The organism is Lentzea sp. NPDC054927 (genome assembly GCF_053610285.1).
This window is the reverse complement of record NZ_JBSGXZ010000001.1, coordinates 769,289-781,372: the sequence shown is the minus strand read 5'-3', so window position 1 is coordinate 781,372 and position 12,084 is coordinate 769,289. Positions and strand designations below refer to the sequence as shown.

Sequence of the window (12,084 nt, the reverse complement as noted above, 5' to 3'; positions counted from 1 at the left end):
GCTCAGCAGGGCGCCTCGCGGCACCGCCCCCGCACCCCCATACATCCAGTATGAGGATGCGGGGGCGGCACCGCGATGCACCCGTCTGACCGCGAATTCCCCGGCAACGTTCCGCGCCACACCACTAGATCAAAGCCCGAATCGCCCGCTCAAACCCGATGACGTGCTGAGAGGCCAGCTCGCCCGCCTTCTTGGCGTCACCCTCGATGATCGCGGTCAGCAGCGGCACGTGCTCGTCGACGTGACCGGCCATTCCGGACAGCCGGGGCAGGAACACGCACCAGATGCGCGTGGCCAGGTTGTCGTAGGAGATCAGCGTGTCCTCGAGGAACGGGTTGTGCACGCATCGGTAGATCGCGCGGTGCACACCGACGTCGTCGCGCAGCAGTTCGGTGTTGTCGCCCGGCCGGGCGGCGGTCTCCAACTGGGACCGCAGCTCGGTCAGTGCGGTCCGGTCGTCCGCCGTGGCCCGCTCGGCCGCGGCGGACGACGCCAGCGGTTCGAGGGTGCGGCGGACCTCGGAGATGTGGGAGAGGTCGGAGATGTTCACATCGGTGGCGAACGTGCCGCGGCGCGGGAAGGCGACGACGAGCCGTTCCTGCTCCAGCCGTTTCAGGGCCTCGCGGATCGGGGTGCGGCCGACACCGAGCTCGGCGCGCAGGCGGTCCTCGTTGATCGGCTCGCCCGGCCTGATCTCCAGCATCACCAGGCGATCGCGCAGGACGGCGTACGCCTGCTCGGTCATCGAGGCGGTGGCGGGCTCGTCGTTGACCCGTGCGTTCATGTGACCTACTGTACTGCACAGACTGATATACCAGTAGTCGACCAGATGATTTCGCTGGAGGCGCCGCCCATGACCAGCCCGCCCGGAGCACATCTGCCCGAGCACCCGGACTTCCTCTGGGAGAACCCGGAACCGAAGGCCTCCTACGACGTCGTGATCGTCGGCGGTGGTGGGCACGGCCTCGCCACCGCCTACTACCTCGCGAAGGTCCACGGCATCACCAACGTCGCGGTGCTGGAGAAGGGCTGGCTGGCCGGCGGCAACATGGCCCGCAACACCACGATCATCCGGTCCAACTACCTGTGGGACGAGAGCTCCGGGATCTACGAGCACTCGCTGAAGCTCTGGGAGGGCCTGGAGGAGGACCTCGGCTACCCGATCCTGTTCGACCAGCGCGGCGTGCTGAACCTCGCGCACAGCTTGCAGGACGTGCGGGACAGCGTGCGGCGGGTGAACGCGAACCGGCTCAACGGCATCGACGCGGAATGGGTGGATCCCCAGCAGGTCAAGGAGATCTGCCCGATCGTCAACATCTCGCCGGACGTCCGCTACCCGGTGCTGGGGGCGACGTACCAGCCGCGCGCGGGCATCGCCAAGCACGACTACGTGGCGTGGGGCTACGCACGGGCCGCGCACGCGATGGGCGTCGACCTCATCCAGAACTGCGAGGTCACAGGTCTGGAGACGGCCGGTGGCCGGATCACCGCGGTGGAGACGTCCCGGGGCCGGATTGCCGCGGGCAAGGTCGCGTTGTGCGTGGCCGGGCACAGCTCGGTGCTCGCGAAGATGGTCGGCCTGCGGCTCCCGCTCGCCTCGCACCCGTTGCAGGCGCTGGTCTCCGAGTTGCTCGAACCCGTGCACCCGACCGTGGTCATGTCCAACGCCGTGCACGTCTACGTCTCCCAGGCGCACAAGGGAGAACTCGTGATGGGCGCCGGGATCGACAGCTACAACGGGTACGGCCAGCGCGGTTCGTTCCACATCATCGAGCAGCAGATGTCGGCGGCGCTGGAGCTGTTCCCGGTGTTCGCCCGCGCCCACCTGCTGCGGACGTGGGCGGGCATCGTCGACGTCAGCCCGGACGCCTCTCCGATCGTCGGTCTCACCCCGGTGGGCGGGCTGTACCTGAACTGCGGCTGGGGAACCGGCGGGTTCAAGGCCACGCCCGGTGTCGGCGACTGCTTCGCGCACACCATCGCCCACGACAAGCCGCACCCGTTCAACGAGCCGTTCACCCTCGAGCGCTTCACCACCGGCGCACTCGTCGACGAGCACGGCGCCGCCGCCGTGGCCCACTAGTAGGAGCTGACGATGCAACTGATCCCGTGTCCGTGGTGCGGGCCGCGCGAGGAAGCGGAGTTCCACTATGGCGGCCAAGCCCACGTCGCGTACCCCGAGGACCCGTCCGCGCTGACCGACGAGGAATGGGCGCAGTACGTGTTCTTCCGCGACAACCCGAGCGGCCCGTTCGCCGAGCGCTGGAGCCACAGCGCCGGGTGCCGCCGGTGGTTCAACGCCGTGCGCGACACCCGCTCCCACGACCTGCTCGCCGTCTACCGCGCCGGCGAGCCGATGCCCGAGGTGGCCTCGTGACCTTCCGCCTGCCCACCGGTGGCGCGATCGACCGGAACACCCTGCTGCACTTCACCTTCAACGGCCAGAAGTTGACCGGACACCCCGGCGACACGCTCGCCTCCGGACTGCTCGCGAACGGCGTGCACGAGGTCGGCAGCAGCGTGAAGCTCGGCCGGCCGCGCGGGATCGTCGCGGCGGGGTCCGAGGACCCGACCTCGTTGGTGCAGATCGAAGAACCGTTCCCCGAGCCGATGCTGCTGGCCACGACCGTCGAGCTGTACGACGGCCTGGTCGCGCGTGGCCTCGCCGGCCAGGGAAAGCTGGCGGCCGAGCCTGATCCGTCGCGTTACGACGCCAAGCACGAGCACTGCGACGTACTGGTCGTCGGTGCGGGACCGGCCGGTCTGGTGGCCGCGCTGACCGCTGCCCGCAGTGGTGCGCGCGTGGTTCTGGTCGACGAGCAGAACCAGCCCGGCGGAGCGTTGCTGGGCGTCGACGAGTACCTGGACGACCGGCCGTCCGCGGAGTGGGTCGCGGACATCCTGGCCGAGCTCAAGAGCACGGCGGGTGTGCTGGTGCTGGAACGGACCACGGCGTTCGGCATGTACCAGGACGGGTTCGTGCTCGCCCTGCAGAAGCGGACCGACCACCTCGGGTTCGAGGCGCCCGCCTCGGTGGCACGTCAGCGGGTCTGGCGGATCAGGACCAAGCAGACCGTGCTCGCGACCGGTGCGCACGAACGCCCTGTGGTGTTCGCCGACAACGACCGGCCCGGGATCATGCTGGCGTCGTCCGCTCGCACGTTCCTGCACCGCTACGGCGTGCTGCCCGGATCGCGCGCGGTGGTGTTCACCACCAACGACAGCGCGTACTGCGCGGCGATCGACCTCGCGGAGTCCGGTGTGGACATCGCGTTGATCGTCGATGCGCGGTCGGAGGCTCCTGCGCGGCTCGCGACTGAGTGCGCGGCTCGGGGGGTCGAGGTGCGCGCGGGTCAGGTCGTGACGGGGACCGAGGGCGCCGGGCGGGTGACGGCGGTGCATGTCGGCGGCGAGACGGTCGCGTGCGACACCCTGCTGGTGTCCGGCGGCTGGAACCCCGTGGTCAGCCTGTTCAGCCAGGCTCGGGGAAGGCTGCGCTACGACGCCGAACTCGGTGCGTTCGTGCCGGGTGAGGAGCTGGAGACGGTCCGGGTCGCGGGCTCCGCGACCGGTGAGCTGGACCTGACGGCGTGCGTGCGGCAGGGACGCAACGCCGGTGCGTCGGCCGCGATCTCCGCCGGGTTCACGCCACGCGGTCCGGTACCGCTGCCGGCGTCCGACTCGCGCTGCACGTCCCGGTCCGGCCTGGTGCTGTGGCGCGTGCCCGGTGACGAGGACGCGAGTTTCGTCGACCTGCAACGGGATGCGACGGTGTCCGACGTGCTCCGGGCGACCGGTGCCGGCTTGCGGTCGTTGGAGCACATCAAGCGCTACACGACCATCGGCACAGCGCACGACCAGGGCAAGACCTCCGGCATGATCGCGGCGGGCATCGTCGCCGAGGCGCTGGGTGTCGAGATCGCCGACCAGCGGCCCACGACGTTCCGCCCGCCGTACACCTCGGTGTCGTTCGCCGCGCTGGCCGGGCGCGACCGCGGTGAGCTGCACGACCCGGTGCGCGTCACGGCGATCCACCCGTGGCACGTGGCGCACGGGGCGTTGTTCGAGGACGTCGGCCAGTGGAAGCGGCCCTGGTACTACCCGCGGCCCGGCGAAGACCTGCACACGGCCGTGCTGCGGGAATGTCGGGCCACGCGCGAGAGCGTCGGGATGATGGACGGCTCGACGCTGGGCAAGATCGACGTGCAGGGGAGCGACGCCGGCAAGTTCCTGGACATGCTCTACACGAACATGATGAGCACGTTGAAGGTCGGCCGGATCCGCTACGGCGTCATGTGCGGCGTCGACGGCATGGTGATCGACGACGGCACGGTGATCCGGGTGGGCGAGGAGCGGTACCTGGTCACCACGACCACCGGCAACGCCGCGAAGATCCTCGACTGGATGGAGGAGTGGCTCCAGACGGAGTGGCCGCACCTCGACGTGCACTGCGCCTCGGTCACCGAGCACTGGGCCACGATCCCGTTGGTGGGCCCCAAATCCCGGGACGTTCTCGGTGCGGTCGCGCCTTCGCTCGACGTCAGCAACGAGGCGTTCGAGTTCATGACCTGGCACGACACCGTTGTCGCTGGAGTGCCTGCACGGGTCTGCCGGATCAGCTTCTCCGGCGAGCTGGCCTACGAGATCAACGTGACCGCCTGGCACGGCATGGCCGTGTGGGAGGCGCTCATGGCGGCGGGGGAGCGGTACGGGATCACGCCGTACGGCACCGAAACCATGCACGTGCTGCGCGCCGAGAAGGGCTATCCGATCATCGGCCAGGAAACCGATGCCACGGTCACCCCGCAGGACCTGGGCATGTCGTGGGCTGTGTCGAAGAAGAAGCCCGACTTCATCGGCAAACGGTCGTTCGCCCGTGCGGAGAACAACCGCTCGGACCGCAAACAGCTGGTCGGACTCCTGCCCGTGGACCCGGACGTGTTGCTGCCGGAGGGTTCGCAGATCGTCGAGACCGACCGGCTGCCGGAACCGCCGGTGCGGATGCTCGGCCACGTCACCTCCAGCTACCCCAGCGCGGCACTCGGCCGCACGTTCGCGCTCGCCCTCGTGCGGTCGGGGCACGAGCGCATCGGCGAGACGCTGTACGTGCCGGTCGAGGACTCGCTCGTGCCCGTCACCGTCACCGAATCCGTGCTGTACGACAAGGAAGGAGCTCGTCGTGACGGCTGACCCGACCAGTCCGCTGGCGGCCTGGACCGACCGGCTGGCGGCGCTCGCGCCCGCGTTGACGGTGACCGAGCGGCCGTTCCGCTCGCAGCTCACCGTGCGCGTGTCCGACCCTTCGGCGATCGCGGCGATGGGTTCCGCGCTGGGGGTGGTTTTCCCGTCCGTTCCTTGCACCTTCACCACGGGTGCCGGACAGTTCGGGCACGTCGAAGTGCTGTGGCTGGGGCCTGACGAGTTCCTCGTCACCGCCTCGCCCGACCGGCAGATCTCGATCGAGGAGGTGTTGCGTGGCGCGCTCGGGACTGTCAGAGGGTCCGTTGTGGACACTTCGGCTCAGCGCACGACCGTGGTCCTGGAAGGGCCGCACGTCCGGGACGTGCTGGCTCACGGATGTTCCGTGGACCTGCACCCGTCTTCGGCTCCCGTCGGCACTTGCGTGCAGACGCTGCTCGCCAGGACGGGGATCATCCTGCAGGTGAACGACGACAGCGTGACTCTGCTGGTGCGGTCGTCGTTCGCCGAGTACCTCGCGGCCTGGCTCAGCGACGCGTGCGTCGAGTACCTGGCGGTGACGTGATGCGGAACTTCACCCTGACCCTGAACTGCCCGGAGCGCGCGGGAATCGTGCACGCCGTGACGTCGTTCCTTGTCGAACACGGCTGTGACATCGTTGAACACCAGCAGTTCGACGACGACGAACGCGACAGGCTGTTCCTGCGCACCGCGTTCTCGTGCGCTTCCGGCAGCGTGGACGACCTCGTGCGCGAGTTCGACCCGGTGGCGCGGGAGTTCTCGATGAAGTACGGCCTGTGGGACGAACGGCAGACGCGCATCCTCGTCATGGTGTCGAAGGCCGGCCATTGCCTGAACGACCTGCTCTTCCGCTGGCGCGCGGGCAGTCTCGGCGGCGAGATCGTCGCGGTGGTGTCGAACCACGAGGACCTGCGCCCGATGGCGGAGGCGGCCGGGCTCGACTTCTTGCACGTACCCAACACCGCCGACAACAAGCCAGCCGCCGAGCAACGCCTGCTGGAACTCGTCGAGGAGTACCAGGCCGACCTGGTGGTGCTCGCGCGCTACATGCAGGTGCTGTCCAACGACCTGTGCGCCAAGCTGGCCGGTCGTGTGATCAACATCCACCACTCGTTCCTGCCGGGCTTCAAGGGTGCCAAGCCGTACCACCAGGCCTACGACCGCGGCGTGAAGTACGTGGGGGCGACGGCGCACTACGTCACGCCCGATCTGGACGAGGGGCCGATCATCGAGCAGGAGGTGCTGCGGGTCGACCACACCTTCGACCCGCGGGCGCTCACCGCGGTGGGCCGCGATGCCGAAGCCCTGGCGTTGTCCCGCGCTGTCCGGTGGCACTGTGAGCACCGGGTGATGCCCAACGGCAACGGCACGGTGGTGTTCCGCTGAACACTGCCAGTTGAACTGTTCAGCCTTGGCTGTACAGTTCGATCCATGCTGACCTGTGAGACCCGCGAGTCCGCGCTCGCCCGGCTGGGCCGTGCTCTGGCCGATCCGACGCGTTGCCGGATCCTCGTGGCCCTGCTCGACGGCCCCGGCTATCCCGCCCGACTGGCGGAGCAGCTGGGGCTGTCGCGGTCGAACGTCTCCAACCACCTGTCGTGCCTGCGCGGCTGCGGCCTGGTCGTGGCGACCTACCAGGGCAGGCAGGTGCGCTACGACCTGGCCGATCAGCACCTCCGGCGGGCGCTGGGTGAGCTGCTCGACGTCGTGCTGGCGGTCGAGCCCGGGCCGGAGTGCGTCGATGAGTGACGCCTGCTGCGCGCCGACCGTGCCGGACTCGCGCAAGCTCGCCCTGCGGCGCCGAGTCCGGATGCTGGTGGCGGCGACGATCACCTACAACGTCGTCGAGGCGGTCATCGCGCTCGCGGCGGGCACGGTGGCGTCGTCCACGGCGTTGATCGGGTTCGGGCTGGACTCGGTGATCGAGGTGGCGTCGGCGGCCGCGGTGGCGTGGCAGTTCTCCGGCCGTGATCCCGAACAGCGCGAACGCACCGCGTTGAAGGTCATCGCGGTGTCGTTCTTCGCGCTGGCGGCCTACGTGACGGTCGAGTCCGGGCTGTCGTTGCTGCAGGGGGAGCGGGCCTCGCATTCCACGGTCGGCATCGTGCTCGCCGCCGTGTCGCTGCTGGTCATGCCCGGCCTGTCCTACGCGCAGCGCAAGGCCGGCCGCGAGCTCGGATCGGCGAGCGCGGTGGCCGACTCGAAGCAGACGTTGCTGTGCACCTACCTGTCCGCCGTGCTGCTGGTGGGGCTGGTGGTGAACAGCCTGTTCGGCTGGTGGTGGGCGGATCCCCTGGCGGCACTGGTGATCGCGGTGGTAGCGGTCAAGGAGGGCCGCGAGGCGTGGCGGGGCCACCACTGCTGCTGAGCGTGATGACCGTCATGTCCGGCCGGCGCAGCCGCGGCGAGGGGAAAAACGTGCCAACGATCGCCCGTCGAATGTGAGCGTGCACACTGTCATGGGCACACCTGCACGCGTGAAGAGGAGTGCCCAGGCTGTATGGGTAACTTCGTGTCCTGTTCCAGGATTCGTCTGGACCATTACTGACGGGAATTGTTAACGCAAACATCACCCTTGAACGTCGTAGAGGTCATCCCTATGGTTGCGAGACTCCTCGGTGTTAATTTGTGAAGGGGGCCGGGTGGTCACGATCGCGGACGTCGCACGGCACGCTGGTGTCGCTCCGAGCACCGTCTCCTACGTGCTGACGGGCAAGCGGTCGATCTCGGCGGTGACGAAGTCGAAGGTCCGGGAGAGCATCCGGGCCCTGGGCTACCGGCCGCACGTGGGCGAACACTCCCTCAGCTCGAGCCGGACGAACGTCCTGGGCCTGGTGCTGCCGCTGCGGGCAGGCGTGCAGATGCCGATCGTGATGCGGTTCGTGGCCGCGGCGGTGGTGGCGGCGCGCAGGCACGAGATGGACGTGCTGCTGGTGACCGCGGATCAGGGCGCGCCGGGACTGCGCCGGGCCGCGGAGAGCGCACAGGCCGACGGCTTCCTGGTGATGGACGTGGAGATGGACGACGAGCGGGTGCCGTTGCTGCGGCAGCTGGCCAAGCCGTCCGTCCTCATCGGACACCCGGCCTCGGCCAAGGGCCTCACCTGCGTGGACCTCCACTTCGAGGAGGCCGGCGCACTGTGCGTGGACCACCTCGCCGACCTGGGCCACCGCTCCATCGGCTTCCTGGGCGCCCCGAGCGCGGTCTACCGCCGCAACGCCGGCGCCGCCCACCGGACGATGGCGGGCTTCAGCGCGGCGGCCATGCGCCGGGGCATCGCCGTGACGACCCTGCCCGCCGAGGACGACCACGACTCGGTGCTCAGAGCCATCAAGGCACTGCTCCGCGCCCACCCGACGATGACAGCGCTGGTCGTGCACAACGAGGCCGCGCTCGGCTGGGTCACCGGCTGCCTGCGCGCCGCCGGCCGCAGCGTGCCCGGCGACGTCGCCGTCGTGGCGATCTGCCCCGACGAGGTCGCCGAGCAGATGTCGCCGCCGCTGACGTCGGTGCGGCTCCCGGCCGCGGAACTGGCGAGGAGGGCGGTGGACCTGCTGGTCGGGAAGCTCGACGGACAGCCGTCACCTCCGCTGATGCTGTTGCCGCCCAGGCTGTCTCGGAGGGCGAGCACGCCGGAGCTGAACGTGGTCCGCCGCGCCTGACTACAGCGTGCGCTTCCACTGGAACGCGTTGAGGATCTCCACCGCGACCCCTCCGCTGCCGGTGGCCTCGCGGCGTTGTTCCTTCTGGATCGACTCCAGCAGCTTCGTGAGAAGTGCACTCCCACCTGAGGCCTTGCTGGTGCCGAGCATCATGAACGCCGCGCCCACCATGCCTCGGTAGAGGCCGGGCTCCACGAGTTCGGGGATCATCGAGAGCAGACCGGGATGTGCGGCCGCGGCGGCGAGGTAGGCGTAGGCATCGCGGTGATGATGGGCGAGCATGCAGGAAACGAGCGTGGCTGCTGTCTCCGTGCTGAGTTGGGAAGCGCGTTGCTTCAGCACCATCGCGGTCATCGTCAGCAGCTGATTCCGTTGGACCGCTGCCATCGCTGCGAACAGTCTGAGGAACTGGTCCTCGTACGCGGGGTGGTAGTCGCGCTGAGGACCGAATGCCAGCGTCGCGACGAGCCACCTGAGTACTTCTTCGTATGCAGCGATTTCGGGCGCTTCTGGCAGGTCGTAAAGGGAGGAGGAGGGAAACTCGTACGCTGCTTCGCGGATCGTCTCTCCCATATCCAGCGTGTGCAGCAAGTTCTGATCGCCGGCCAGAGTCGCCTGCTGCCTCTCGCCGTCCAGGCTAGTTTCCCGTCCGTGCGCGAAGGACAGCGCCAACTCGTCGTCCACTCGGTCAAGTGTGCGGAGCAGGGCGTGCCAGCTGTCCGGCGCCAGACCGGCACGCCAGAGGTCCAGCGTGCCACGCCAGATCGCCAGGTCACCGATCAGCTCGCCGATCGGGACCCGTGGCCCGACCGCCACGCCGAGCACCATCAGGTTCGCCGTGTAGGCGGCGATCTCCCGTACGTGATCGGTCTCGACAGGACGGTAGTCGTGGTAGCGCGGAGAACCCTGCCGGTGACGCGCTTTGAGGATCAGCGAGGTGATGGTGGCCAGGATTCGTGCTCGATGATCAGATGTCCGTTCCTGCAGGAGATTGAGGGCGAACTCGACAACGGGGCTTCGAGTCGCCACGCAGTCGTGCGAGAGCAAGGCGAAGAGCCGGTTGTCGTCGGGTTCCGTCGGCCCGCGACGGCCGACAACGCTTTCCGCCGTGTCGATGAGCGTTTCCACGATCTCGCGCGCCACCAGGTACTCGCCGAACGTGGCGTGCAGGAACTCGTAGCTGCGCCGGGCCTGGTCCGTGCCGAGATCGGCCTCGGCGGTGTAGATGAAGAAGAACTGCGCCACCAGGCGTTGTTCGGGATTCTCCTGCCCGTCCGCCTCACCGAGAGCGGCGAGGTCGGCGGCGAGTTCGCGGTCCGTGATGTGCTGACGGCCCCGGTTGAACATGCCGAGCGCCGCGACGGACAGCTGCGCGATCTGGTCCTCGGGTGCGGCCGAGTCCTGCTGCTTGGTGGACTCGCGCCTGGTGAAGTTGTCGAACAGCGTCCGGTACAAAGCCGTGGGGGACAGGCGCGAATCGATCGGAGGGAACGACAGGTCGGCAGAGTGCAGGGCGAGCAACAGCAGCAGCAACGGTTGCCTGGCCAGTTCGGGCTGGTGCTGCACCGCCTCGGTGGAGAGCTCCCGCACTTTTCCGGCGTCGATCGCGGCCTGGTTCACCGCGTTCCACACCTGACGCCACTGCTCGATCTGGCGCGGGCTGAAGTCCTCGAGCTTGATCGCCGTCGTGCCGTGCGGTACGTGCACTCGGTCGATCACCAGTGTGCGTGAGGTCACGATGACCACGACGGAACAGTTGTGGGTCGATTCGCGCCACTGGAAGTCCGCCACCTCGTTGAGGTAGTCGGCACGATCGCGTTCGGACGCCTGGAGCATCTCGTCGAGCCCGTCGAGGATGATGACCTTGGTGGTCTGCGGGCCCTCGTCGACGACGTGCGACCACTTGACTCTGCCGTTGGTGCGCTTGCGCAGCGACTCGTCGATCTGTTCGTGAATCGGAGCCGCGCCGGACACGTGCCTCAGCGGGACGTAGACGGTCGTGTAGTCGTCGGGCAGCCTGGCCGCCAGCACCTTCATCAACAGGCTCTTGCCCGCGCCGGGATGACCCAGCACGAGCAGGGGCGAGCGGGTCGCTTCGACGGACGCGAGATGAGCCGCGAGCAGTACGTCGAGGTCGTCCTGCACCGGCATCGTCCTCCACCACTGCTCGTCGGCGACGAGGGACCGCGTGCCGACGCGGTTCTGGCGGTAGCGGGGCCGCACGAAGATCTCGCGGATGAACGGGAACCGGATGTCGGTCAGGAAGCTCATGGTGGACGCGTGCGGCACGACCGGCTGGTCCAGCTCGGCCCGCGACACCCGGTGCAGCGCAGAGAGGTGGCCGGACGTGCTGCCGAGCGCGGTCAGCATCGATTCGAGGCGGGACATCGCCAGCGCCTGGTCCGCGAGCGCCGCAGCGAGGGCGTCGTGAGCCATGACCACCGCGCTGCGGGTCGCGCCGCTCTCGTTGAGCAGTGCCCAGACGAGGAATTCGGGGACTTCAGCGGCCATCTCGCGGTACTGATCGCGATAGATCTTCCCCGCCGCGTTGGTGACGACCGCAGTGTCGATGCGCTGCACTGCCGCTTCGGCGTTGATCCCGCGGCAGAACTCGATCAGGGCTCCGACGAAGCTGTGCTGCCAGTTGAGAACCTTCAGGAAGTTCTCCTCGAAACCGCGTCCTGACGAAGGTGCGGGCACGGCGGAGTCGTAAACGTCCGCGGCGGCCTTCTGCCCGCTGGGAATCGCCGCCATCACCTCGGACAGCTCGGTCTCGGTGAACTTCATCGACTTGAAGGCGTCGGGACCCACCGCCTCGCGAAACGCTTCGACGACGGCGCCAGCGACGAGAACGGTGTGTGCCGCCGCGATCAACCGGGCGCGGTTGTGCCCCTTGAGTGCGTTGCGGCGGGCGCCGACCCCGTCCAGCAGGCTCCGGACCAGGGTGAACGCCTCGTTCTTCTGGTCGACGAACCCCCACATGGCCGCCAGGGCTGTGAGTGGTGCCGATACCGGAGCACCCAGTGCAACGGCGCCGCCGACCATGATCACGCCGCCGAGCAGCTTGTTCAGGCGGTCCAGCACCGGGCGGTCGTGGTGGCCGAGGAGGCCGAGCGCGCCGCGGAAGGTCAGGTCGGGCAGATCGCGCATTCGTGAAGGCTTCCCTTGTGGCGGCTCGGTGTTCGGGTACCGCTGGGGACGA

At 68.6% G+C, this 12,084-nt stretch carries 10 protein-coding genes; 8 read left to right on the top strand and 2 right to left on the bottom strand.

From position 1 onward, the window contains the following. Nucleotides 1-124 precede the first annotated feature (124 nt). Nucleotides 125-784 (bottom strand): GntR family transcriptional regulator, encoded by a 660-nt coding sequence (locus ACWGE0_RS03605; protein WP_452259314.1) that lies wholly within the window; start codon nucleotides 782-784, stop codon nucleotides 125-127. Nucleotides 785-829: 45 nt separating this feature from the next. Here ACWGE0_RS03605 and ACWGE0_RS03600 point away from each other — a divergent pair, with 45 nt between their 5' ends. The 8 genes from ACWGE0_RS03600 (at nucleotide 830) to ACWGE0_RS03565 (ending at nucleotide 8,882) form a co-directional block, all read left to right on the top strand. Then, on the top strand, nucleotides 830-2,083 hold the full coding sequence (locus tag ACWGE0_RS03600; protein ID WP_452259313.1) for a sarcosine oxidase subunit beta family protein: 1,254 nt from the start codon (nucleotides 830-832) through the stop codon (nucleotides 2,081-2,083). A 12-nt stretch (nucleotides 2,084-2,095) separates the two neighbouring features. Continuing rightward, nucleotides 2,096-2,377, top strand: a complete 282-nt coding sequence (locus ACWGE0_RS03595) for a sarcosine oxidase subunit delta (RefSeq protein ID WP_086661971.1) — start codon at nucleotides 2,096-2,098, stop codon at nucleotides 2,375-2,377. Continuing rightward, nucleotides 2,374-5,190, top strand: a complete 2,817-nt coding sequence (locus tag ACWGE0_RS03590; RefSeq protein ID WP_452259312.1) for a 2Fe-2S iron-sulfur cluster-binding protein — start codon at nucleotides 2,374-2,376, stop codon at nucleotides 5,188-5,190. The genes ACWGE0_RS03595 and ACWGE0_RS03590 overlap by 4 nt, the downstream gene beginning before the upstream one ends. Beyond that, nucleotides 5,180-5,764, top strand: coding sequence for a sarcosine oxidase subunit gamma (locus ACWGE0_RS03585; RefSeq protein WP_452259311.1), 585 nt, complete (start codon nucleotides 5,180-5,182; stop codon nucleotides 5,762-5,764). The genes ACWGE0_RS03590 and ACWGE0_RS03585 overlap by 11 nt, the downstream gene beginning before the upstream one ends. Further along, nucleotides 5,764-6,606 (top strand): formyltetrahydrofolate deformylase, encoded by an 843-nt coding sequence (purU, locus tag ACWGE0_RS03580; RefSeq protein ID WP_452259310.1) that lies wholly within the window; start codon nucleotides 5,764-5,766, stop codon nucleotides 6,604-6,606. Before ACWGE0_RS03585 ends, purU begins: the two co-directional genes overlap by 1 nt. Before the next feature lie 45 nt (nucleotides 6,607-6,651). Next, nucleotides 6,652-6,969 (top strand): Cd(II)/Pb(II)-sensing metalloregulatory transcriptional regulator CmtR, encoded by a 318-nt coding sequence (gene cmtR, locus ACWGE0_RS03575; protein WP_319964080.1) that lies wholly within the window; start codon nucleotides 6,652-6,654, stop codon nucleotides 6,967-6,969. Further along, nucleotides 6,962-7,588 (top strand): cation transporter, encoded by a 627-nt coding sequence (locus tag ACWGE0_RS03570; RefSeq protein WP_452259309.1) that lies wholly within the window; start codon nucleotides 6,962-6,964, stop codon nucleotides 7,586-7,588. The genes cmtR and ACWGE0_RS03570 overlap by 8 nt, the downstream gene beginning before the upstream one ends. A gap of 274 nt (nucleotides 7,589-7,862) precedes the next feature. Next, nucleotides 7,863-8,882 (top strand): LacI family DNA-binding transcriptional regulator, encoded by a 1,020-nt coding sequence (locus ACWGE0_RS03565; protein WP_452259308.1) that lies wholly within the window; start codon nucleotides 7,863-7,865, stop codon nucleotides 8,880-8,882. On the opposite strand, the gene ACWGE0_RS03560 is transcribed toward ACWGE0_RS03565, so the two are convergent. Next, complete coding sequence (locus tag ACWGE0_RS03560) at nucleotides 8,883-12,032, bottom strand: NACHT domain-containing protein (protein ID WP_452259307.1); 3,150 nt, start codon at nucleotides 12,030-12,032, stop codon at nucleotides 8,883-8,885. Nucleotides 12,033-12,084: the final 52 nt, after the last annotated feature.

Coding starts and splice junctions, on each gene's coding strand:
- ACWGE0_RS03605 (WP_452259314.1), bottom strand. CDS start 784: ATGAACGCACGGGTCAACGACGAGCCCGCCACCGCCTCGATGACCGAG.
- ACWGE0_RS03600 (WP_452259313.1), top strand. CDS start 830: ATGATTTCGCTGGAGGCGCCGCCCATGACCAGCCCGCCCGGAGCACAT.
- ACWGE0_RS03595 (WP_086661971.1), top strand. CDS start 2,096: ATGCAACTGATCCCGTGTCCGTGGTGCGGGCCGCGCGAGGAAGCGGAG.
- purU (WP_452259310.1), top strand. CDS start 5,764: ATGCGGAACTTCACCCTGACCCTGAACTGCCCGGAGCGCGCGGGAATC.
- cmtR (WP_319964080.1), top strand. CDS start 6,652: ATGCTGACCTGTGAGACCCGCGAGTCCGCGCTCGCCCGGCTGGGCCGT.
- ACWGE0_RS03570 (WP_452259309.1), top strand. CDS start 6,962: ATGAGTGACGCCTGCTGCGCGCCGACCGTGCCGGACTCGCGCAAGCTC.
- ACWGE0_RS03560 (WP_452259307.1), bottom strand. CDS start 12,032: ATGCGCGATCTGCCCGACCTGACCTTCCGCGGCGCGCTCGGCCTCCTC.